Raw genomic sequence first — 22,911 nt, forward strand, 5'->3', positions numbered from 1 at the left:
CACCGGTGGGCTTGCTGTTTCCTGAATCGCCACGTCTGCTACCTCAGCGCCTCGTAGTACAGGGTGGAAATCGCACCATTGTCAGGATCAAACAGCTCTGTGTTGACGACCTTCCATCCGCCGAAGTCGTCCACCCCCCATACGGTTTCTGGCTGGGGGAAGACGTTTTCGAACTCAGCGCGAATGGCGGGGTCTGCTGGCCGGAATCCCGCACGAGCCCATGTGCGCTGCCCTTCCGGCGAGAACTGGAAAGCGAGGAAGTCTTCCGCCATGTCGCGGTTCGGGCTGTTCTCAATGATCGCCATCGGGTTCTCGATACGAAGTGTCTCGTCTGGCGTGACAAATTCGATCGGATCTCCCAGGCGTTCGAGGAAGATAGCTTCGTTTTCATATGTCAGGAGGACGTCGCCGCGTCCCTGGAGGAAGGCCTCCGTCGCTTCCCTGCTCGACCCGGGCTGAATTTTGATGTGCTCCTGAATGAGAGTGCGCACATACTGCAGGCCCCGCTGAGGGTCTTCGCCACCACGGCTCATGACCGCGTACGGCGCGAGGAGGTTCCACTTGGCAGATCCTGAACTGAACGGGTTCGGGGTTACAACCTCGACGCCCGGTTCCACGAGGTCTTCCCAGGTCTGGATATTCAGCGGGTTCCCCTCACGAACCACGAACGTCACCATCGAGCCGAAAGGGATGCCACCGGATTTCCCATCGTTCCAGTTGGGAGCGACCAGACCTGCATCGACGAGGCGGGTGACATCGGGTTCCACCGAGAAGTTGACGACATCAGCGGGGGCCCCGTTTGCCACTTTTCGTGACTGATCCGCGGAGGCACCGAAGGACTGCAGGAACGCGACGCCCTCCCCCTCGGGCGTATCCGCGAACTCGGGGATTACTTCATCGAAACCGATTTTCGGCACCGCGTAGGCGAAGAGCCCTAATGTCCCGCGGGTTCCGTCTCCGCCGATCGTGCGCTGCCCTGGAATGTCGCTTGGGCCACCCGCGCAGCCAGCGGCAAGGAGAGCCAATCCCAGCAGAGCCGCGACCGCGCCAGCGGACTGTCTGCTAATGGAGGTGGCCCAGCGTATTCGCATGGATATTCGATGCCTTCCGTCTGCTGACTTGGACGCACGCCGCAGCTGCGGCAGTCCCGTAAAGTTGTCGCCGCCAGAAATTCGGGGACGGCACCCGGCCAGCTCGGCGGGTACCCCACGCACCCGTCAGCAAGGCTTGACTAGCGACAACACATGATGTCAGCGACCGCGGGCAAACCGACAGCGATCAGCGCCAACTGATGGCGCACTTCGTACTGTCCGGCCTTATCCACGGCGACAATCTTAGCAGCGATCTTTCGCGCCGCCACATCGTCAAAGCGGCATTACGCAGACGGTGACCTACCACACAGATAGAGCCCAGGCGATGACGATGAGAATCAGAAGCGCGCAGAGCGCGAGCGTGACCCTAGACTTCGGCATCACCGCCCACCTCTCCTTCAGTTTCGGAACCGCGCGCACCAGAGGCTCGCCTAGTTCGCTCAAGCCGTTCGAAAAGCGGCCCCATGACTCGATCAAGCACCGTAGCGAATACGAAGCACAATGGCACCATTACCGCCACTACCAGGACCACCTGGGGTACGAAAGGCAGCCCGGCTATCCATAGCTCGACGCCATCCCACCAACGCGCGATCGCATCCACCACCCCACCATATCGGTGCCGGCCCGCGCGGATCTCCACACAGTCCACGGATTGAGTGTTTCCCTCAGCACACCGAAGCCCCACCCGTCACAATGAGGCAATGTCACTGTCTGAGGACGCACCGCCCCACGGAAGCCACGTGAATCCCGGCATGCCGACGCCACCGCGAGCGCATCACACGGGCTTCCCGCCGATTGGAGACTACGGCTTTCTCTCAGACTGTGAGACAACCTGCCTGATCGCTCCCAGCGGCGCGGTCGAATGGATGTGTCTCCCCCGTCCTGATTCGCCGAGCGTCTTCGGCGCAATACTGGATCGCAGTGCGGGGCATTTCCGGATCGGCCCCTACGGACAGAACCAGCCCGCAGCGCGCCGGTATCTGCCCGGTGGGCTCATTCTCGAAACAACTTGGCAAACCGAAACCGGCTGGCTGACGGTGCGCGACGCACTGGTCATGGGAAAGTGGCACAACACTGATCAGCGATCACGCACGCACCGCCGCACACCAACCGATTGGGATGCGGAGCACATGCTGCTGCGCACGGTGAAATGCGTCAGCGGCCGCGTCGAACTCGAACTGAGTTGTGAGCCCGCATTCGACTATCACCGGAAGGCCGCGACGTGGCAGTACAGCGGCAAGGTGTACGAGCAAGCCACCGCCTACTGCACTGATTCGCCGGAAGGCGAGCCAACTTTGACTCTGACAACTAATTTGCGTCTAGGCATCGAGGGCCGTGAAGCACGGGCACGCACACGCCTCGTCGAGGGGGACCAGGTGTTTGTCGCCTTGTCCTGGAGTGATCTCCCCTCCCCGCAGTCCTACGAGGAAGCAGCGAAGAAGATGTGGGACACCGCCGAATGCTGGCGCCAGTGGATCACTATTGGACGGTTTCCAGATCATCCGTGGCGCGGCTACCTTCAGCGGAGCGCGTTGACGCTGAAAGGCCTCACGTACGCACCGACGGGTGCTCTGCTCGCCGCGGCCACTACGTCCCTCCCGGAAACTCCTGGTGGCGAACGCAATTGGGACTATCGTTACGCCTGGATACGCGACTCGACGTTCGCACTGTGGGGTCTTTACACGCTGGGCCTCGATCGGGAAGCCAACGATTTCTTCGCCTTCATTTCCGATATGGGTGTCAGCGAATCCGGTGACCCACTGCCGCTCCAGGTGATGTATGGCGTCGGTGGCGAACGTGAACTGATCGAGGAGGAACTGCACCATCTCAGCGGTTACGAAGGCGCGCGGCCAGTCCGGGTCGGAAACGGCGCGTACAACCAGAAACAGCACGACGTGTGGGGCATCATCCTCGACTCTGTGTATCTGCACGTGCGGTCACGCAACCAAGTGCCCGAATCGCTGTGGCCGCTGCTCAAGCGGCAGGTGGAAGAAGCAATCACCAACTGGCGCAAGCCCGACCGGGGCATTTGGGAGGTACGCGGTGAACCGCAGCATTTCACCTCATCGAAAGTGGTGTGCTGGGTCGCATTAGATCGGGGTGCGAAACTCGCGACGATGCACGGCGAAATCGCGTACGCAGAGGAATGGAACGCGATCGCCGACGAGATCAAGGAGGACATCCTGGAGAACGGCGTCGACGAGCGTGGTGTGTTCACACAGCGCTACGGGGACCCCGCACTGGACGCGTCACTCTTGCTGGTTCCGCTGATGCGCTTCCTCCCCGCATCCGACGATCGTGTTCGCAACACTGTTCTCGCGGTTGCGGACGAGCTCACCAAGGACGGACTCGTCCTGCGATACCGCGTCGAGGAAACCGATGACGGCTTGAGCGGTGAGGAAGGAACCTTCACGATCTGCTCGTTCTGGCTGGTATCCGCGCTCGTCGAGATCGGCGAGGTCGAACGCGCGAAACGGTTACTCGAGAAACTCCTCAGCTACGCGAGTCCGCTAAAGCTTTATGCGGAGGAGATCGATCCTTCCAATGGACGGCACTTGGGGAACTTCCCTCAAGCGTTCACCCACCTCGCATTGATCAATGCCGTGGTCCACGTCATCAGAGCTGAGGAGGAGTTGGAGGCAGGGGCGTTCCACCCCGCCCACCATTCTCCCCACTGATCATTCAGCATCGTCCTGAAACGCATTCGAGTTGCGGACGGAGCGAGCTCAGGACCCATTCAGTGGAGAGTGCGCTGGGCGTGTTCAAGGCGATCACGGTCTCGATGTCGACGGCCGCGAATCCGCCGCCCTGGACTGAGGGCAAATCACTGAACCCTGGGATCTGCATAAGCTCCTCGGGGTCGCCGCCGTTGGGCCAGGTTATGAGAAGGTCACTGCGCAGGATGTCAACTCTCTCTGGGCTTACGATGAGCCGTCCTGTCCCGGCTGCTTCGGTGACGAGGTGATCGGGCAGGGCCATGCCCAGAGCGTAGAAGAGCGTGCTGGCGCCGTCCTCAGGGTCCGCTACTGCGACGATCTGGTCGCTGTCGAACATGAACTGCGAGAGCACAGCAGTTTTCCCGGCCAGCTCCGGTAGCTCGCTCGCGATGGCCGTAATCTCATTGTTCACACGATCGATGATCTCGTCGGCTTGCGCGGTTTTGCCGAGAATCTCACCGATCACCCGAAGCTGCTTATCCCAGGGGTCCACCTGCTCATCGCCCAGCATTCCGATCGTCGGAGCGATTGCATTGAGCTGGTCGTAGACCTGCTGCTCCCCCGCGCTGTAGTCGGCCAGAATCAGATCGGGTTCAGCGGCCGCGATTCGCTCAAGAGGCAAACCCGTGTCGGAGGCAGTGATGGCGTCCGCATCGCCTATGTGCGGATGCTGCCAGACATAAAGGCCATCGTCACCAGCAAGGGGGTCCTCGAGATACGCGACGGGCTGGACATCCAATGCCAGCAGGGCATCGAGCCACTGTGAGCTCAGTGCTACCACTCGCTGTGGCTGCCCGATGATCTCCGCTGCGCCGAAACGATGTTCGACAGACAGCGGTGCCGTTTCGGCGCCCGCGTCCCTGTCGCTGCTACCGCAGGAAACTGCGGTAGCAAGGGTGGCGATGGACAAAGTGACGTACATGATGGCTCGCTGAGTCGCGCGCATTCTTCAGCCTCCGAGGGTTTGGTGAGGCTTACTTTGGCACAGCTCTGGCTGTCGTGGGGAAGTTGCCTCGCACACAGACTGGGCCCCGCTACTGCGTAAGTAGCGGGGCCCAGGATGAGGCTGCGCGATCTATCAGACCACGCCCAGCCCTGCGAGTTCGTTAGGAAGCTCGACACCGGCTGGGAGTTCGACACCGGCCGGCAGTTCGATGGTGTCAGGCAGTTCGGGCACGTACTCGGCGAAGATCGCCTCAGGTGCACCCTGCGCTGCAGCAAGGTCAGGAGCGGAAGGATCCGGCGTCACAGCTCCCGGAGTGGGGCGATCAGTCGGGCCACTGCCGAGGCCGAGGCTCTGTGAGCATGCTGGCCATGCGCCCCAGCCCTGCCCTTCGAGCGTGCGCTCAGCGACGTAGATCTGCTGGTCGCGTGTCGCGAGGTCGGCGCGCGGCGCGAACTCGGTGCCGCCATACCCTTCCCACGTGCTCTGCGAGAACTGGAGGCCACCGTAGTACCCGTTACCGGTGTTAATGGACCAGTCTCCACCGGATTCGCACTGTGCGAGCGAATCCCATTCGGCATCGGTCGCAGCGTTCGCGGGAGCGGCAAGAGTCACTCCGGCAAGTGCGATAGCGGAACTTGCGAGTGCGGCCTTGGTGACGGTGCGAAAACGCATAAAGTAGTTGGTGTCCTCTCAATTTCGGCTGCAGGTTCATGCTGGCCTTGAAAGCAAATCGTGGTGCATTTGCTTTTGCCGACCTTCACGCTACGAACGAGAGGCGCCGAAAAAAACCCCTAAGTGACGCCAGTAACAATTGACTTCATCGCAGCAAAGACCGCCCTATGAGGTCATAGTTACTGGTCATCACGATTTTTGCGTCCCAGATGTCGCATATGTTATTCATCCGTGATGTGGCTTGCTTCATATCCTGAAAAGTCCCTCTTCTCAAAATATGGGACCATATGCTTCTGGCCGCACCCAAATAGGTGCGGCCAGAATGTCCGGTGCTTCGCTTATTTACTTTTTCGGCTTCTTATCTGAACTGCTCTTTTCACTCCCCGACGCGGCTTCTGCTTCAGCAGCATCGGCTCCCCCGGCCGCTTCCTTGGCCGTAATGCCTTCCTTCGCGCTGCCGCGCGGCATCAGGCGCTTGAGTGGCTTACGCAACGACTGGGCTGGGCTCAGCATCCAGTCCGCATTCTCGAGAACGTTATCGAGACGCCCCAGCGAACTATCGAGGGAATCAAGCGATGAGTTCAGCGTCGTGAGGCTGGTATCCAGCTTCGAGAGCGTCGTATCGAGCTTCTCCAGGACGAGCAGTAGACGCTCAGTGATGACGTCCAAACGAGACAGCGTCTCGTCGAGGTTGAGAACCGCATTGGTGAGCTGCTTGATCTTGCGCCCCGGGCGCCAACCCGTACTTTTCTCCTGGGCTGGAACGGTCATGAAAACTCCTTTTGTCACGCGGCTCCTGCCGCCTGAAAAAGCCCGGCCTGCCGCAGTTCGGTCTGTGTGAATCCTAGGTCACTGCGACAAAACCGGCGCGGGCCGCGGGGGTCATGCCGGTCACATGCCACACACGCGAGTCAACTGCTTTTCCGCATCATGGGCGATGTTTTTCACTACCTCGAAGACGGGTCTGCTGGCGGTGACGAGACCCGCAGCCTGCCCCGCGTACACGACGCCGCAATCCGGGTCAGCCGGGTCGTAGACGTCGGCGATCTCGTCTTCTGAGGCCCCCGCACCATCGAACTTGTCGCTCAAATTGTTCACGATCGCTCGCCCGAACCATCGCGCAGGCCAGGGCTGATGGCGCGCCTTGTCAAAAACATCGGTGTAGACGGTGTCCGTGCTGCGCGCCGCGAGGAGCCTGCCGATTGCGTACTCCGGACCCGTCGTTTCGGGACTCGCCAGCAATGCCGTACCCACGAACGCGCCGTGTGCACCCGCCGCGAGCACGGCTGCCAATCCGCGCCCAGTCGCGATTCCACCTGCGGCGAGCACCGGCAGTCTCGTGGCTTCCAGCACCTCTTGCAGCAACGTCAGCGTCGCGATGCGGCCGGTATGACCACCCGCTTCTGTCCCCTGCGCGACGATCGCATCGACACCGGCAGCTTCGGCGACTGCCATGTCTTCGACGGTGCTGACCTGCGAAACGACGAGCGCGCCCGCGTCCTTTACGCGGTCGACGTACGGTGCGGGATCGCCGAACGAGAGGGACACCAGGGCTGGTTTCTCGGCCAGCGCGGCAGTCAGCAGCGCATCATCATCGTCGAGAGCCCACGACATAAGCCCCACCCCGAAGCTGCCGCCAACTCTGCGGGCAATCGCAGCCTCGGCGGCGACCCATTCGGGTGTCGTGTATCTCGCGGCACCCAGCATCCCCAAACCGCCGGCGCGACTTACCTCCCCTGCCAGCAGGCCACCGGCCCGCCCGCCCATGGGCGCGCCAATGATGGGAATCTCCAAGCCAAGTTGTTTGGTCAGCCATGTGTTCAGCACACCTAGTGCGTACCACATGGCCGACACGATGGTGCAAGACGTCCGCGATATGCCCTGACGTCGCGCAAATCGGGCACCGTGCTGGGGAAACCGGTTCGTGGCCAACACATCGGCATATCTCGGACGCATGGGACCGTTTGTCCACAGGAACTCGAGCCAGCAGTGGTTATCCACAGAATCGGATATTGCCCCTGGTCCGCCGTCCTGCTGCCCGAGATCCTCTACCTATGCATCGAGAACTTGACCTGTTGCGGCGACAGCAAGAAGGGGTGTTTAGCCGGCAGCAGGCTCTGCGGTTCCACTCGGCCGCCTATCTCACCAATAAGGTTCGCGAGGGAAAGTGGACCAAGATTCTGCCTGGAATCTTCACTCTGCAAGGCACGTCACCCACCACACGGGTACGTATCCGCGCTGCTGCGTTATACCTTGGGCGCGAAGTAATAGTGACACACCAGACCGCCGCCGAAGTGCACGGATTTGCGATCTTCAATGACTCCAGCACCCATATCCTGATGCCTCCTGGTCGCAGGCTAACCACCGCAGGCCTTACAGCCCACCGCGATATTGTTTCGAGTTCGGATATCCAGTGCGTGAGCAACAACTTGGTGACTTCTCCCGCCCGTACCGCTGTCGACCTCGCGCTTCAATACGACCGACTCGATGGCCTTGCGATTCTCGATCGCGCAATCCGTGCGCACAGGAACCGAAGCGCGCCTGCGACACTCGAGGAGTTGCTCGCCCAGGTGAGCCGTATCGCTGGCAAAAAGGGCGCCCGGAAGGTTCGTGAACTGCTCGCAATAGCCGACCCTGGCGCTGCATCGCCGATGGAATCACGTGTGCGCCTCCGCTGCCTTGATGCTGAACTGCCGCGGCCTGACACTCAGGTCCGAGTTCACACACCAGAGGGCGACAAGTTCCTTGACCTTGGCTGGCGCGAATACCGCATTGGCCTCGAATACGACAGCGTCCAACATCACAGTGGATCCGACGCAGTCAGGCGGGACTATCGCAGGCACAATGCCATCAGCGACTCAGGGTGGCTCCTCTTCTATGCGACCGCCGAACAGGTACGTCTACGACCGTGGGAGTTTACGGAGCCGATCAGACGCGCGATCCGCCGACGCAGCTAGCCACCGACACGATGGTGCAAGACGTCCGCGATATGCCCTGACGTCGCGCAAATCGGGCACCGCGCTGGGGAAACCGCTTCGTGGCCAACACATCGGCATATCTCGGACGCGTCGAACATTTATCACCCCCGTTAGGCTTGTCGCATGCCACCGTTCTGGATTGTCGACGCTTTCACCTCCCGCCCGTTCGCGGGCAATCCCGCGGCCGTTGTCCTCATGGACCAGAAGTACGAGGACGCGTGGGCTCAGCAGGTAGCGGCGGAGTTCAATCTTTCTGAAACAGCATTCGCCCGTCACCTGGCGGACCATGCGGGGTGGGAGCTGAGATGGTTCACGCCGACTACAGAGGTGGACCTTTGCGGGCATGCGACGCTCGCGACGGCGCACGTTCTTGCCGGTGAAACCTCGGTTGGTCCGCTCAGATTCTTCACTCGCAGTGGAGAACTCGTCGTCACAAACACGGATGGCCGTTACTGGATGGATTTTCCGTCCGCGGCCCCGGTACCCGCTGATGAACCGCCAAGCCTCGCTGATGCTCTGGGTGTGAAACCTGTGGGTGTCTGGTCAGGAGCAACGGGTGACCTCCTCGCGGAACTGCCCGACGCGGAGACGGTGCGTGACCTCACACCCGACCTCGCGCTGCTGAAGCATATTCACGCGCGCGGGGTTATCGTCACGGCTCCAGGTTCACCCCAGTACGACTTCGTTTCGCGGTTCTTCGCACCGTCGGTGGGGGTACCTGAAGATCCTGTCACCGGGAGCGCGCACACCGTTCTCGCGCCCTTCTGGGCGGAGCGACTCGAGCGATCTGAGCTTCTCGCGCGCCAGTGTTCTGTCCGCGGAGGTGACGTGTACTTGCGTCTGCAGACACCCGGCCGGGTAATGATCGGTGGCGACGCGGTCACTGTCATGTCGGGCGAGCTCAGCTAGCGCAGATGCTGCGTGAACCATTCCACAGTCAGAGCGTCTACTTTGCTGGCGTGCGGCAGCTGCGGTGTTGCCTCTAAACCCGGCTCGTCGGCGAGAGCATGGGCCATATTGTCGACGAACTGCAGGTCAGTGGGGGTTCCGTTGTAAACGGAGCGAACTGCGCCAATGAAGTTTTCGGCGGGTTCGATGAAGCCGTCGGTTTCGTCGTCCGCACCGACGATGGCGCGGACCGGCGGAGTGCCCGCGCGAGCGAAGTCAGACGCACGCGCGACGAAGTCGAGCCGGTCCGCAACCCGATTCGCTTCGGGCGTCCACTCGTAATCGATCCCGTACACGCGGCTCATCGCTGCGACAACTGCCCGCAATTGCAGGAGCGGCGACACGAGTACCGCGGCACGGACCGGCATGACTCGTTCGGCAATGATGAGGGAGGCAATCGCAGCGCCGAGTGATCCGCCCATCACGCCGAGGGCGGCGTCTCCGAAACCAAACTTCTCCCTCAGGAGTGGGTAGACATCGGCAAACTCCCGCACAGCCTGGTCAGCGATTGGGCCGTGCAGATTGAGGACAGCGTCCTCCATTCCCAGTTGCATGATCTCGTCGAAACCACCCGCTGGCATACGGGAACCGCATAGGGGAAGCCCCAGATAGATGCGCCAGGCGTCGAGGCCCTCCATCGGGACAGCGGCCTCGAAGGCCACCTCACTCCGGGGAGAGTCCATGAGATGCCATCCGAACACCACTGGCGCGTTCTCTGCCGCCCCACTGATAGGGGGCTTCGCCACGTAAGGGACGCCCGCCGCGATGCCGCGCTGTAGGTTCATGCTGGTCCTCTCAAGGTACGTACTGTACACCGTCCAATATAACTGGACGGTGTACAGTTAGCAAGGTGACGGCACCCCGAGGGCCCGGTAAACGGGCAGGAATTACCTTGCGTGACATCCTCGATGCCGCCCATGGGCTGCTCAAAGCAAAGGGCCACGAAGGGCTGTCCATGCGGGCGATCGCCCGCGTGCTCGGTGTCGCACCAAATGCCCTGTACAGCCACACGCCGAGCAAGCAGGCACTCATCGACGAGTTACTCGACGACGTTCTCGCCGCAGTACCCTCCCCCACTGAGGAAGATGCCACGCAGGCACTGAGCACAATGATGACGTCCACCTATGACACATTGCTCAGACACGGTGAACTTGTCCCGCTCTTCCTTGCCCGGCAAGGCGCGCGCGGCCGTAACGCCTGGCGGCTCGGGGACCAGATGCTGCTACTCCTCGAGCGGGCCGGGGTAGACGCCGAGGCGGCCCGGGAAGCACAGCGCGTGCTGATCGTCTACACGATTGGCTTCGCTGCGATAGCGGCCCAGTCCACTGTCGAAGTCGGCGCCACCGCACGATTGCAGCCGCGCGATTTGCGCCAGAACTTCATGACCGGACTCGAATGGCTGCTCCGCGGCGTCACCGGCCAGCAGTGACTACTTCTTAGGCTTGTCGGTTGAAGACTCCGTCGACAACGCCGCCACGAACGCCTCTTGCGGTACGTCGACGCGGCCGATTGTCTTCATCCGCTTCTTGCCTTCCTTCTGCTTCTCGAGCAGCTTGCGCTTCCGGCTGATGTCACCGCCGTAACACTTAGCCAGAACATCTTTTCGGATTGCGCGGATATTCTCGCGTGCGATGATCTTCGAACCGATGGCTGCCTGAATCGGGACTTCATACTGCTGCCGCGGAATGAGATCTTTGAGTTTGTTGGCCATTTTGTTCCCATAGGCCTGCGCGGCGTCTTTGTGCACGATCGCACTGAACGCATCCACCGCTTCCCCCTGCAAGAGGATGTCGACCTTCACAAGCTGCGCTTCCTGTTCACCTGACTCTTCATAGTCGAGTGATGCGTAACCGCGAGTACGCGACTTCAATGCGTCGAAGAAGTCGAAGATGATCTCTGCCATCGGGATCACGTAGCGCATCTCTACTCGAGTCTCCGAAAGGTAGTCCATGCCCTTCATGTCGCCGCGGCGAGACTGACAGAGTTCCATCACTGGGCCGATGAACTCTGACGGCGTGATGATCGTGCATTTCACCATAGGCTCGAAGACCGACCGGACCTTTCCTGTCGGCCAGTCAGATGGGTTGGTCACGATTGTCTCCGCCCCGTCTTCCATGACCACGCGGTACACAACGTTCGGAGCGGTCGAGATAAGGTCGAGCCCGAATTCACGCTCGAGCCGGTCACGAGTGATTTCCATGTGCAGCAAGCCAAGGAACCCGCAGCGGAAACCGAATCCAAGCGCCACCGAGGTTTCAGGCTCGTACGTGAGCGCTGCATCATTCAGCTGCAGCTTGTCGAGTGCTTCACGAAGGTCCGGATAGTCAGAGCCGTCGACCGGGTACAGGCCGGAGTACACCATCGGCTTTGGGTCGCGGTAACCCGTCAGCGCTTCCGAGGCACCCTTCCGCGCAGCGGTAACGGTGTCCCCAACTCGTGACTGGCGAACGTCTTTCACACCCGTGATTAGATAACCGACCTCACCGACGCCGAGCCCGGCACACGGTTTGGGGTCCGGCGAGATGATTCCCACTTCGAGCAGATCGTGTGTCGCTTTCGTCGACATCATGAGGATCTTCTCCCGTGGCGTGATCTTGCCGTCCACCACGCGCACATAGGTGACGACGCCACGGTACGTGTCATAGACCGAGTCAAAGATCATTGCTCGCGCGGGCGCATCCGAGTCGCCCACCGGTGGTGGCACCTTCTTCACCACAGCATCCAGGAGTTCCGTAACCCCGATACCCGTCTTTCCCGATACGCGGAGCACGTCCTCAGGCTCACAGTCGACGATGTGCGCGATCTCTTCCGCGTAGCGATCAGGATCAGCTGCGGGCAGATCGATCTTGTTCAGGACAGGGATGATTTCCAGTTCTCGTTCGAGCGCCATGTACAGGTTCGCCAGGGTCTGCGCCTCGATACCCTGCGCCGCGTCAACGAGCAGAACTGCGCCCTCGCATGCCTCGAGCGCGCGGGAAACCTCATAGGTGAAGTCGACGTGCCCGGGGGTATCGATCACCTGAAGAACGTAGTCGTCCTTCGTTCCGTCGGGACCTTCCACGCTCCACGGCAAACGCACGTTTTGTGCCTTGATGGTGATGCCGCGTTCGCGCTCGATATCCATACGGTCGAGGTATTGATCACGCATAGATCGTGCGTCGACCACCCCCGTGAGCTGCAGCATACGGTCGGCAAGCGTCGACTTCCCGTGGTCGATGTGCGCGATGATGCAGAAGTTCCGGATCCGGGACGGATCGGTGAACGTCGTGTCCGCAAAGCTAGGCACTCGGCTCCTTACGTGGCGATCAGTTGGCGGCGGATGCTGAGCGAGCAAACGTGCGTGCAAACACCCTTAGGGTCTTGATTCTATGGCTACTCGCTGGACATAAGAAAAAACCTGCCCTTCCGGTGACCGGATAGACAGGACGAAATGGGGTGGCAGCTGCGACACGGGTGACTAACGAGGCGGTCACAAGGTGGGCGGTTCTGAGGAAAGCGCGCGCCTAGTCCACCACCCTCTAGACAACAAGGTTACTCGCGGGTTTTTTGCGGTAAGAGTGACACGTGAGGTCAAGGAGTGCGGATGGCAATCAACCGCCGGAAGTTCGTTGTCGGCTCATCGCTCGCGGTGGCGGGTGCGGCCGCGATCAGCTCGGGTGCTGCGCCCGCCGTCGCCACACCACGCGAACGACATATCCTGCCCATCGGGCAGCCGGTGGCGCCTCCCCAAGAAGCCGATTTTGTGGGTGTCACCTTCAGCCAAAGACCCACCTCAAGCGCTCGCATCCGCTTCACATCAGGTACGTCTGCCAGCGAATGGATACCGGTTAGGCCGACCTCGCATAGTCCCGACTTCCAGCCCTACGGGACCGCCGCAGACCTCGTGCCGATTCCACCTGAGTGCACCAGCATCGAAATCGAGAATGATGACGTTTCCGCGGCGGCGACTCCGGTTGCGATCAGCGGTTTGCGAAATGCGACTAGTCCCCTCTCACAAACCGCAAACTTGTTCTCCTTGCCGGTGATCACGCGCGCTGGCTGGGGTGCGGAAGAGGCGCTCGGCCGACGTCCCAGCGGGGGTCTCAGGTGGAGTCCCAGTTTCGCCATCCCACAGATCATCACTGTGCACCACTCTGCGATCGGCACCGCTCGCAACGCCGCCGCGACGGTACGGGGCATCCACCGCTACCACACTGCGACCCTCGGCTGGGGCGACATCGGCTACCACCTGCTCATTGACCCGGCCGGCCTGATCTATGCAGGGCGCAGCACCGGTGAGGTCCAATCCCCCGTTTTTGGGGGTAACGGCCCGTCACTCGATCAGCTTGTGGTGGGCGGGCACGCCTACGCATTCAACGAAGGCAACCTGGGGATCTGCCTGCTCGGCGACTTCACGAGCCAAGCGCCAACACAGGCAGCCCGCGAAACCCTCATCGCAGTACTCACCGAACTCTGTCGCGCACTGAACATCGACCCCGAAGGGCAGACCAGCTACACGAACCCCGAGACCGGTGCCACCGCTCTAGTCTGGTCGGTGGCACAGCACAGGGAACTCAACTCGACGAGTTGCCCCGGTGACGCGGTCGCGATGGACTTCCGTGACATCCGTGCCGCGGTAGCCCAGCGCCTTGGCTCTGGGGCGGCCCCTACGCAGAACGCCGCAGGGGCCGTGCCCGCTTCCGCGACCGTGGCAGAGGTTATCCCCGTCCAGGTTCAGGACGCGTAGGCGCGGTCCAGGCTCACGCTAGCCGGGTGATCTCAACGACCACGTCGAGGGCGTTCGATTCGCCACCAATGTAAATACCCCGCAAGGGCGGCACGTCTCTATAGTCGCGGCCCACACCCACCGCAACGTGGCGCTCGGTCACTTCAATCGCGTTGGTTGGATCGAAGCCCCACCAACCGCCAGTCCAGGCTTCGATCCATGCGTGGCTTTCCCCCTGTACCGTCTCTCCCACGGCAGCGTCGCGCCGCGGGTGCAGGTAACCAGAGACGTAGCGGCACGGTACGCCAACACCGCGCAGCATCAGCAGCGTCAGGTGCGCGTAATCTTGGCACACTCCTTTGCGTTCCTCCCACGCTTCAACCGCGGAGGTGTGCACACCGGTCGTGCCGGGGACATACGACATGCTGTCATGTACCCAGCCCGCGATCTCCGCGACCGCGTCATCAGGAGCCTTCCCCTTCTTGAGCTCCTTTGCGACACCTATCAATTCCTTGTCGTACGGAACGTATCGGGTATTGGAGAGCGCCTCGTTAAACCAGTCGGTGACGCGGTCGGTTGCGAGTTCCTTCCACGTGATCTTCTCCTCTGGACGCGTACTACTATCTGTCTCGACAACCGACGAGCCGACGACCTCGAGTTCTGTGTGCGGGGCGTGCAGGTCGAAAGCAGTCACCTGCGTGCCCCAGTAGTCGGTGTAGCGGTACGAGCGGGTGGCCGGGGTCGTTTCCACCCTGTTCAGAATGACGTTCTGTCGCGGTTCATTGCGCGGGCTCAGCCGTGCCTCGTTGTACGACCTCGTAACTGGCGCCTCGTACGCGTAGCCAGTGGTGTGGACGATCCGCATGCGGGTGTTCACAGTTCAGCCTCCACATGGACGTCATCGACACGGGTCCCGGCATCAGTCCATGCGACCCAGGGGGCGGAATGGAAGTACTGCAAGGCGACGGCTTCGTTCACCTCGGTGCACAATTCGAGAAGACTGAGAAGCCGCGTCTGCAAATCCTCGAGGAGCATGCCCGGACGAAGGAACTCCAATTCACTCCGTGCGCGCCCGAGCAGCCGCAGAGCTTCGGCACGCGCACCGATCCGGCTGCGTGGACGGTGATCAAGTTCTTCCAGCGCGACCTCTGCCGTCCGGATCGTGTGGAACACTGACCGCGGAAACAGCCGGTCGAGAAGGAGGAACTCGACGACGCGGCCTGCGTCGAGCGCACCCCGATAGGTGCGCAGGTATGTATCGTGTGCGCCCGCAGAACGCAGCACGGTCACCCACGACGGGGATGAGGCCCTATCGCCCGCCCGGGAAAGCAGCAGACGCACGAGCATGTCAATCCGCTCCACCGAACGGCCGAGGATTAAGAAGCGATACCCGTCGTCCCGGCTCAGCGTCGTATCCACCAAGCCGGCGAACATCGCCGCGCGTTCCTCGACGTAACGGAAGAACTCGTGCGGACCGAGCAACCGCGCCGCGCGCTCACGGGACGCGAGGCCGTTGACGGTGGTGTTCAGGCATTCCCACATCTCGGCGGATGTCACTTCGCGTGCGCCGCGCGCGTTATCTCGTGCGCTGGTCAGTGAGTCGACGATGGATCCTGAATCCTCACGGCTATACGCGACGCGTTCGGTCAGCGACCACACGTCGAGCGGACCGTCCGGCGGATTGGTGCCCAGAACACGGAGAAGCACCCGCGACGCGCGATCTGGATCGACGGTCGAATCCTCAAGGAGATGATGGACTGCTACATCGAGAATTCGCGCGAGATCATCAGCGCGTTCGACATATCGCCCTATCCAGTACAGCGATTCTGCATTTCGTGCCAGCACCGACCGTCACCTCCTACTGCTGCTGTTGTTGTTCTTGGTCGATCGCAAGTTCGGGACCGGTCTCCGCTTTGTGCGCGGTCTTGACCTCACTGACGAGCTCCTCGCCCGCGAGTTCGCGGTCCTGAGCCGCCGAGCGCGTCGTCGCCAGCACCCACGTGTCCTTACTCCCCCCGCCCTGGCTGGAATTCACCACCAGGGAACCCTCCGTCAGAGCTACACGTGTAAGGCCACCTGGAAGCACCCAGACGTCGTCGCCGTCGTTGACCGCGAAGGGACGCAGGTCGACGTGACGCGGCGCTAGCTCATCTCCTGATTTCGTCGGCACCGTCGATAGCTGGACCACAGGCTGCGCGATCCAGTCACGGGGCGAATCACGGAGTTGCTTGGAGAGCTTCTTCAACTGAGCGGGCGAAGCATCCGGCCCGAAGACGATTCCGTATCCGCCTGAGCCCTCCACTGGTTTCACAACGAGTTCGTCGATCCGGTCGAGAACTTCCTCGAGTTCCTCGGGAATCCAGCAGCGGAATGTATCCACGTTAGGCAGGCTGGGCTTCTCGTTCAGGTAATACTCGATGATCGTCGGTACGTAGGTGTAGATGAGCTTGTCGTCACCCACGCCGTTGCCAACAGCACTGGAGATCACGACGTTTCCTGCCCGGGCCGCGTTCAGAATGCCAGGCACACCGAGAACCGAATTGGGCCGGAACTGCAGCGGATCGAGGAATTCGTCGTCGATGCGACGATAAATGACATCGACCTGCTGCTCACCCTCGGTCGTGCGCATGTAGACAATGTTGTCGCGGCAGAACAGGTCCCGGCCCTCGACGAGTTCGACTCCCATTTGCCGAGCGAGAAGCGAATGTTCGAAGTACGCGGAATTGGCGACACCGGGAGTCAGCACGACAACCGTGGGGTCGGCTTCGTTCAGCGCAGCGGAGTTGCGCAGCGCCCGGAGCAGATATGCGGGATAGTCGGCTACCGCACGCACCCGGTGGCTTGCGAACAGATCCGGGAAAACTCGCGTCATTGTCCGCCGGTTTTCCAGCACGTACGAGACCCCTGACGGCGAGCGCAGGTTGTCTTCAAGCACCCGAAAAGTCCCGTGATCATCACGGATCAGATCGATCCCCGCGACGTGGATGCGGACCTCGTTGGGCGGAACAATACCCGCGGCTTCGCGGTGGAAGTGCTGGCATGAGGTGATCAGCCGCCGAGGCAGGACTCCATCTCGCAGAATGTTCTGCTCGCCGTACACATCGTCAAGGAAGAGTTCCAGGGCCTGTACTCGCTGCTTGATTCCCCGCTCGAGCTTCGTCCATTCGCCAGCGGCAATCACACGCGGGATGAGGTCAAGCGGAAACGGCCGCTCCTGCCCGGACAGTGAGAACGTGATGCCCTGATCGAGGAAAGCACGCCCCAGCGCGTCTGCCCGTGCAGCGAGGTCATTCGCGGTCGCTGGCGCGAGAGCTTTGAAAATGCCCTTGTACGCTGACCGCACGTTGCCTTCGGCGTCGAACATCTCGTCGTGCGCGAGAGCGTAGTGCTCATAATGCGGTCCCGTATCCGCATACCCCCCAAAGACGTATTCACCGTTGCCGGCCGCGGGATCATCGGACTTGTGCAGTGCCTCGTATAGCGCGCTCTGCGCACTCAGCGACTTCGTTCGGGAACTCACTCACTCAATGGTGCTACAGATCCACCCGCTCAGCACGCGACTTCGGCGCATCTGGCGTTAAGGTCGCGTTTCGGATTTCGTAACGGGAGCCAGCGTCGCTCCTACGGCTCCCGCGACGAGAGCTGCCACGAACGAAATTGCGATCATGGACCAGTCAGGTGCTGGCGCTTCGAGAGCCGCCTGCGCGCCACGCTGTCGCGCTAGGAGCATCAGAACCAGCGCGGAAATCAGAACCGAAACGAACCAGCCCAGTGCGTACGCGAGCCGGATGCCCCATTGCGCGAGCGATGAGTCGCCCGTCTGGTAGTGCCCAATGACGAGCGGGATCAAGATCGCGACGAAAATGGGCAGCAAGTAGGTGACGAGCATGACGAAAGGAGAACTCTGGCTAGTCACCTGTCCGTCGGCTGACCATTGCGTCGCAATCTGACTTGGGAGATCCGGAAGCCACATCAGTATCGTCACCATGGTCGCCGCCACGACCAGCGCTGGGAACCCCAGATACGCCTTCCAGCGAGGATTGTTGTCTTGCCACATTTCGCCCATCGCCATCGACAGTACATGCGGCGTTTGTACTGAGGTCACCGCAGGTGGTAGCCTTCTCCTTCGGCGCGCACGGTCAGCCAATGACTGCTGCGCACGCACTCCCCTCACGCCTTGAGCGAAGGTTACGGGAAGTGCCAGTTTTTCCCTTTAATACCAAACTGACCAGAGGTTGTACGCGTGGCCAACATCAAGTCCCAGGTGAAGCGGATCCGCACCAACGAGCGTAACCGGCTCCGCAACCAGTCGGTTAAGTCCGCGCTGCGCACCGCCATCCGGAAGTTCCGCGAGGCGGCTGCCGCAGGCGACAAGGCCGAAGCACAAGAGCGCCTGCAGGCTGCAAGCCGTCATCTCGACAAGGCTGCGACTGCTCGTGTCATCCACAAGAACCAGGCCGCGAACAAGAAGTCTGCGATGGCGCAGGCTTACAACAAGCTCGGCTGAGTTCTAACCCAACTCGTCAAAGAGCCGCACAGGGTCCCTGTGCGGCTCTTTTGCGCACTTCTCAGCGAGCGAGGGCGGCCACGCCGATAACCGCACGCTCGAGGGCGTAACTCGTGTCGGCCGCGCCGCCTTTGACATCACCGTTGAGACGGGCAACGATTCCGAGAGCACGCCCCAACGTGTCCGGATTCCAGTTCCGTGCCTGCGCCTGCGTTTTCCGTACCTTCCACGGAGGCATACCGAGTTGCGGTGCGAGCCGGTTGGGGTCACCCCGCCCTGCTGCGCTCACCCGCGCGATGGCACGGACGGTCTCTCCCAGCGCGTCAGCCAGAACGACGTGCGGCACACCGCTGTGATGGGCCCAGCGCAGCGCCTCGAGCGCTGCGGCACGGCTGCCCGTGACCGCTTTCTCCGCGACATCGAAGCCGCTGACCTCCGCGCGGCCTGAGTAATAGCGTGTGACTGCCGCGGCGTCGACCTTCCCGCCGGTGTCGGCGGCCAGCTGAGAACAGGCCGAGGCAAGTTCACGCACATTCGAGCCGACGGCCTCGACCAGCGTGGTGATGACTTCGGGAGACGCTCGTACCCCATGCGAACGGAACTCCGATCGCACGAACTCAGCACGCTCCGTGGCATTGAGTTTCAGGCACCTATGCACCTCGGCACCACGCTTCTGCAGGTCGCTGGCAAGGGTTTTCGCGCGCCCGCCACCAGAATGGATCACCACCAGGGTGACTCCGCTGGGGAGGTCAGCCGCGATATCCCGCACAAGCGCAACTGCATCCTTTCCCGCTTCATGCGCTGACTCGAGAACGACGACTCGGTCCTCACCGAAAAGAGACGGGCTGAGTAACTCAGCTAGCTGCGCAGTGCCGAGGTCGCCCGCGCGCACCCGGCTTACCTGGATATCGCTGTCTCCGGACGCAGCGCGGACAGCGGACAAGACAGACCCGACTCCCCGTTCGATCAGGAATTCCTCGTCACCGAGGAGAAGATGCAGCGGCTCTACTGTTGGCACGTCACGATACTGGCACACTGGCCCGCTCTCCCACCACGACCAGTTCCCCGTCCCTCGCCAACACCGCCACAAGACCGTGGTCATCAGCCCGGCCGATAATGCTGTCCACTGTCTGAAGAGTCGCAAGCACATCGGCGTGGGGGTGACCGTATGAGTTGTCGGCTCCCACACCAATAAGTGACACCGAGGGACCGACGGTGCTGATGAACCGCGGTATTGTCGTCCCCGCGCCGTGATGCGGAACTGTGAACACATCTGCCCGCAAGTCCGACGGCTCGTACTCGGCTAGCAGCCACTGCTGCGATTCCTCCTCCGCGTCGCCCGTAAACAAAGCTGTGAAGCCAGGCCAAGGGTGTGTCCGCGACGTGATGGACACGACCAGTGACTGGTCGTTCGGCGCAAGGAACCGCGCCCGGTCCGTCGGAGGACCTAGGACCCGCAACACGGCATCACCGAGCTGCAGTTCCTGACCCTCGTTAAGTTCGACAAGGGCGACCCCTGCTGACGCCACAGCGTCCTGGACCACGTCGAAGCCCGTACTTGGATCGCGGCCCACACCCACAGCGACAGCACCGACCTGTCTGCCACGCAACACACCTGGCAGGCCTGTGACATGGTCTGCGTGCATATGCGTGAGGATGACGAGATCGATTTCGCGAACCCGTAACCGCCTGAGACATCTGTCAATGGCCTCCGGGTCAGGTCCGGCATCCACGATGACGGTGGTCCCAGGGCTGAGTGATAGCGCGAACCCGTCTCCCTGGCCGACGTCACACGCGGCAACTATCCAATCCCTGGGCGGGAAGCCAGGGCCGTACAGCCCCGCGACACTCAGCAGCTTCACCGGCACGAAGAGCGCCACGAACCCCGCCGCCGCCGCGAGAACCACACCTCGCGAACGGCGGAACCGGATCGAGAGGACCCCCGCGACGATAACCACCACCATCGCCCCCGCACCTGCAAGGCCCGCAGGTACCGTGATCAGCGCGTGGGGCAGGCCCGCGCAATACCTCGCCACAGCGAGCAGCCAGGTGACTGGTATGCCCGTGACAGTCAGAACAGCTGCTGCCCCGCCCGTCCAGATCGGCGCAAGCAGAAGACCGGCATAGCCACCGACTATCGACACAGTCACAACGGGAGCGGCAAGGAGATTCGCGAGAACTCCGACGACGCTGAATTGCCCCGCAAACCCCGCTATGAGCGGGGCAGTGACGAAGTGTGCGGTCACCGACACAGCCAGCACGGAAGCGAGGAGCTTCGGCACTCTCCTGCGCACCAGCAAGTCCGTCAGTGGCGGTGTAAGCACCACGATCCCGGCGGTCGCGGTGACGGACAGCGCGAAGCCAAGATCGGTCGCCAGCTGCGGTCGCACAAGCAGCAGGACGATGACGGCTGCATGCAGCGCTGGCAATGCTTGGCGCCGTCGCCCGCTGATGAGGGCAAGGAGAGTCACCGAACCCATCGCGGCAGCACGCAGCACGCTGGGTTCAGGACGGCACACGATCACGAACCAGAGCAGCGCCACACCGGTCACAACGGCGGACAGCCGCCTCGATCCCGTCGCGTACCGCGCCGTGAGGAGCACGGCACCGCACACGATCGTCACGTGCGTACCGGACACCACAGTCAGATGCGTCAGGCTCGTTGCGATGAAGACGTCGCGCAACCGTTGGGACATCGCAGAACGGTCGCCAATCACCAGCCCGGGCAGAAGCTGCGCCTGCTCCTCACCGAGGGTGGACGAGACTACTCCGATGAACGATGCCCGAACATCCGACGCGCTCCGCTGCAGCGCTGAGGACTCCGCGATGACCTGCGGATCGCCGCGCGCAAAGAGTGTCGCGACGGTGAAGTCCCGCCGGGAAGGTTCGGATACTTGCCCCCGCAGGACAACCGTCTCTCCCGGTCGGAGCTCTTGCCACGCGTGCCCACTCGCGAAGACCGTGAGCACTCCGCGGGTCTGCGCCCATTGGTCGGGCTGTGTTGCCGACTGGTACGCGCGGGCGGACGCGCGAATCAGGAAGCGCGGCCTCCCATCGGGGCCTGGACTGACTAGCCGCGGATCGCTGCGCACGATCACCTCCAGCTGTGCCTGTGACGCTTCGACAGCCAGGCTGCGCAGCGGGCTCATTTCAGCCGAATATGCGCGCGCCCCTGCTGCTGCGCACACCGCCGCACCGAACAGCAGCACGGCGACCAGAACTCGAGCAACTGAGCGATGAATCGTGAAACTAACCCGAGGCTGCATCACCGCAAGCCCGAGGGCAGCCACGCTGAGAATCAGCGCACCAATAAGCACAGCCCGGTACCCGGCGTACGCGGCAAGCAGAACTGAAGCCCACGTCAGCAAAGCAGCTGGCAGCAGTCTGACATCGAGTGCCCGGACCTGGCTTGGTGGTGCAGCCGCGTCAGACAGTGACGTGGTCACGGATCTGGTCGAGCTTAGCCGGACCGATTCCCCGTACTTGCCTCAGCTCTTCGATGCTGCTGAACTGGCCATTCGTTGACCGCCATTCGATTATCGCGCCAGCAGTGACCGGACCGACGCCAGGCAGGGCAACGAGGTCGCTCTCAGTCGCGGTGTTGAGGTTGACGAGTGGCGCCGCGGTTGCGCCACCAACAGTTCCACCTGAATCCCCAGCCATTACTGGGGCACCGGTGCGGAGAATCATGCTGACATGCGGGATGTCGTCACTACCTCCGTCTCGCCGTCCCACTACGATCTGGTCGCCATCGGAGAGCGGCTGGGCAAGGTTGAGAGTGATGAGATCCGCCTTAGGCAGGGCGCCACCCGCGCTGCTGAGCGCGTCCGCGACGCGAGCGCCCTCGCTGAGCTCGACCAGGCCGGGCTGCTGGACATGTCCCGCGACACTCACGATCACATAGGCGGAATGCTCCACCTCCGCACCCGGAGATTCGCCGACTCCCGGGGAGGGGCCATGGCCATGACCGGCGTCCGCCGAGTCGGGTGCGCTCAATGCTGCCAGGTCTGTACCGTCCGTGACCGGCACAACCCCGACTGTCGCGCCGGTGCCGTGGCTGTCCCTGAGCATTACGAAACCCGCGAAGAGCGCGCCAAGCAGCCCGACACTAACCAGCGCGACCGCTCCGGCTCTGGTCAGGTCCAGGCGTATTCGCTGCCGCCACGACGCTGACCGAGGCTCCGTCTCGGTGAACCAAGGAGGCGCTGCGCATTCGGTTTCGTTGTCCGCCTGGAGCAGGCCCGCATCATGCCCCGGCCGGAGACCTGAAGCTCGCAACGGCATCTCCATCAGCTGCCGAAAACGTGCCTGGGCGTCGTCGGCAGTTCGGCTTTCGTCATGCATGAT

General features: G+C 62.1%; 22 protein-coding genes. 6 read left to right on the forward strand and 16 right to left on the reverse strand.

The genetic code is table 11. The annotated features are described in order from the left end of the window. Positions 1-38: 38 nt before the first annotated feature. From FHU29_RS17125 to FHU29_RS23365, 3 genes are all read right to left on the reverse strand, one after another. Positions 39-1,067, reverse strand: a complete 1,029-nt coding sequence (locus FHU29_RS17125) for a sulfate ABC transporter substrate-binding protein (protein WP_064439503.1) — start codon at positions 1,065-1,067, stop codon at positions 39-41. 164 nt (positions 1,068-1,231) lie between these two features. Beyond that, positions 1,232-1,360, reverse strand: a complete 129-nt coding sequence (locus tag FHU29_RS23855; protein ID WP_369689856.1) for an Ms4533A family Cys-rich leader peptide — start codon at positions 1,358-1,360, stop codon at positions 1,232-1,234. Positions 1,361-1,458: 98 nt separating this feature from the next. Continuing rightward, positions 1,459-1,740, reverse strand: a complete 282-nt coding sequence (locus FHU29_RS23365; protein WP_260152835.1) for a hypothetical protein — start codon at positions 1,738-1,740, stop codon at positions 1,459-1,461. 103 nt (positions 1,741-1,843) lie between these two features. On the opposite strand from FHU29_RS23365, the gene FHU29_RS17135 reads away from it, so the two are divergent. Then, positions 1,844-3,769 (forward strand): glycoside hydrolase family 15 protein, encoded by a 1,926-nt coding sequence (locus FHU29_RS17135; RefSeq protein WP_064439506.1) that lies wholly within the window; start codon positions 1,844-1,846, stop codon positions 3,767-3,769. A 4-nt stretch (positions 3,770-3,773) separates the two neighbouring features. On the opposite strand, the gene FHU29_RS17140 is transcribed toward FHU29_RS17135, so the two are convergent. The 4 genes from FHU29_RS17140 to FHU29_RS17155 all read right to left on the reverse strand — a co-directional run bounded on the left by FHU29_RS17140 (position 3,774) and on the right by FHU29_RS17155 (position 7,271). After that, positions 3,774-4,754: an ABC transporter substrate-binding protein gene (locus FHU29_RS17140; RefSeq protein ID WP_064439297.1), complete on the reverse strand. Its 981-nt coding sequence runs from the start codon at positions 4,752-4,754 to the stop codon at positions 3,774-3,776. Positions 4,755-4,886: 132 nt separating this feature from the next. Further along, positions 4,887-5,426 (reverse strand): transglycosylase family protein, encoded by a 540-nt coding sequence (locus tag FHU29_RS17145; protein ID WP_064439298.1) that lies wholly within the window; start codon positions 5,424-5,426, stop codon positions 4,887-4,889. A gap of 342 nt (positions 5,427-5,768) precedes the next feature. Further along, entirely contained in the window at positions 5,769-6,197 is a 429-nt protein-coding gene (locus FHU29_RS17150) for a hypothetical protein (protein ID WP_064439299.1), read from the reverse strand. Between the two features lie 120 nt (positions 6,198-6,317). Further along, positions 6,318-7,271 (reverse strand): NAD(P)H-dependent flavin oxidoreductase, encoded by a 954-nt coding sequence (locus tag FHU29_RS17155; RefSeq protein ID WP_183377596.1) that lies wholly within the window; start codon positions 7,269-7,271, stop codon positions 6,318-6,320. 209 nt (positions 7,272-7,480) lie between these two features. On the opposite strand from FHU29_RS17155, the gene FHU29_RS17160 reads away from it, so the two are divergent. Continuing rightward, positions 7,481-8,383 carry a type IV toxin-antitoxin system AbiEi family antitoxin gene (locus FHU29_RS17160; protein WP_064439300.1) on the forward strand — a complete coding sequence of 301 codons (903 nt, stop codon included), beginning with the start codon at positions 7,481-7,483 and terminating at the stop codon, positions 8,381-8,383. 144 nt (positions 8,384-8,527) lie between these two features. After that, positions 8,528-9,313 carry a PhzF family phenazine biosynthesis protein gene (locus FHU29_RS17165; protein WP_064439301.1) on the forward strand — a complete coding sequence of 262 codons (786 nt, stop codon included), beginning with the start codon at positions 8,528-8,530 and terminating at the stop codon, positions 9,311-9,313. Here FHU29_RS17165 and FHU29_RS17170 read toward each other — a convergent pair. Further along, positions 9,310-10,137, reverse strand: coding sequence for an alpha/beta hydrolase family protein (locus tag FHU29_RS17170; protein ID WP_064439302.1), 828 nt, complete (start codon positions 10,135-10,137; stop codon positions 9,310-9,312). The genes FHU29_RS17165 and FHU29_RS17170 overlap by 4 nt on opposite strands. 65 nt (positions 10,138-10,202) lie before the next feature. Between FHU29_RS17170 and FHU29_RS17175 the strand changes: the two genes are divergently transcribed. Further along, positions 10,203-10,781: a TetR/AcrR family transcriptional regulator gene (locus FHU29_RS17175; RefSeq protein WP_083962173.1), complete on the forward strand. Its 579-nt coding sequence runs from the start codon at positions 10,203-10,205 to the stop codon at positions 10,779-10,781. Here the strand turns inward: FHU29_RS17175 and lepA are convergent, their stop codons facing one another. After that, entirely contained in the window at positions 10,782-12,638 is a 1,857-nt protein-coding gene (lepA, locus tag FHU29_RS17180) for a translation elongation factor 4 (protein ID WP_157094950.1), read from the reverse strand. 297 nt (positions 12,639-12,935) lie between these two features. On the opposite strand from lepA, the gene FHU29_RS17185 reads away from it, so the two are divergent. Further along, positions 12,936-14,078, forward strand: a complete 1,143-nt coding sequence (locus FHU29_RS17185; RefSeq protein WP_064439305.1) for a peptidoglycan recognition protein family protein — start codon at positions 12,936-12,938, stop codon at positions 14,076-14,078. Positions 14,079-14,091: 13 nt separating this feature from the next. Here FHU29_RS17185 and FHU29_RS17190 read toward each other — a convergent pair whose 3' ends face one another. From FHU29_RS17190 to FHU29_RS17205, 4 genes are all read right to left on the reverse strand, one after another. Continuing rightward, positions 14,092-14,934 carry a transglutaminase family protein gene (locus tag FHU29_RS17190; protein WP_232322888.1) on the reverse strand — a complete coding sequence of 281 codons (843 nt, stop codon included), beginning with the start codon at positions 14,932-14,934 and terminating at the stop codon, positions 14,092-14,094. Further along, positions 14,931-15,902 carry an alpha-E domain-containing protein gene (locus FHU29_RS17195; protein WP_064439306.1) on the reverse strand — a complete coding sequence of 324 codons (972 nt, stop codon included), beginning with the start codon at positions 15,900-15,902 and terminating at the stop codon, positions 14,931-14,933. The genes FHU29_RS17190 and FHU29_RS17195 overlap by 4 nt, the downstream gene beginning before the upstream one ends. A gap of 13 nt (positions 15,903-15,915) precedes the next feature. Next, positions 15,916-17,526 (reverse strand): circularly permuted type 2 ATP-grasp protein, encoded by a 1,611-nt coding sequence (locus FHU29_RS17200; protein WP_064439509.1) that lies wholly within the window; start codon positions 17,524-17,526, stop codon positions 15,916-15,918. A 108-nt stretch (positions 17,527-17,634) separates the two neighbouring features. Beyond that, positions 17,635-18,162 carry a DUF1648 domain-containing protein gene (locus FHU29_RS17205; protein WP_157094952.1) on the reverse strand — a complete coding sequence of 176 codons (528 nt, stop codon included), beginning with the start codon at positions 18,160-18,162 and terminating at the stop codon, positions 17,635-17,637. A 138-nt stretch (positions 18,163-18,300) separates the two neighbouring features. Between FHU29_RS17205 and rpsT the strand changes: the two genes are divergently transcribed. Then, positions 18,301-18,564, forward strand: a complete 264-nt coding sequence (rpsT, locus tag FHU29_RS17210; protein ID WP_064439308.1) for a 30S ribosomal protein S20 — start codon at positions 18,301-18,303, stop codon at positions 18,562-18,564. A 61-nt stretch (positions 18,565-18,625) separates the two neighbouring features. Here rpsT and holA read toward each other — a convergent pair whose 3' ends face one another. From holA to FHU29_RS17225, 3 genes are read right to left on the reverse strand one after another with little or no spacing between them, the layout of a single operon-like run. After that, on the reverse strand, positions 18,626-19,582 hold the full coding sequence (gene holA, locus FHU29_RS17215) for a DNA polymerase III subunit delta (protein WP_064439309.1): 957 nt from the start codon (positions 19,580-19,582) through the stop codon (positions 18,626-18,628). A 1-nt stretch (position 19,583) separates the two neighbouring features. Next, a complete protein-coding gene (locus FHU29_RS17220; RefSeq protein ID WP_083962175.1) occupies positions 19,584-22,010 on the reverse strand; it encodes a ComEC/Rec2 family competence protein in 2,427 nt (808 codons plus the stop codon). Beyond that, a complete protein-coding gene (locus tag FHU29_RS17225) occupies positions 21,991-22,908 on the reverse strand; it encodes a ComEA family DNA-binding protein (RefSeq protein WP_064439310.1) in 918 nt (305 codons plus the stop codon). The genes FHU29_RS17220 and FHU29_RS17225 overlap by 20 nt, the downstream gene beginning before the upstream one ends. Positions 22,909-22,911: the final 3 nt, after the last annotated feature.

This window comes from Hoyosella altamirensis, from assembly GCF_014191505.1.
GTDB classification, from domain to species: Bacteria; Actinomycetota; Actinomycetes; order Mycobacteriales; family Mycobacteriaceae; genus Hoyosella; species Hoyosella altamirensis.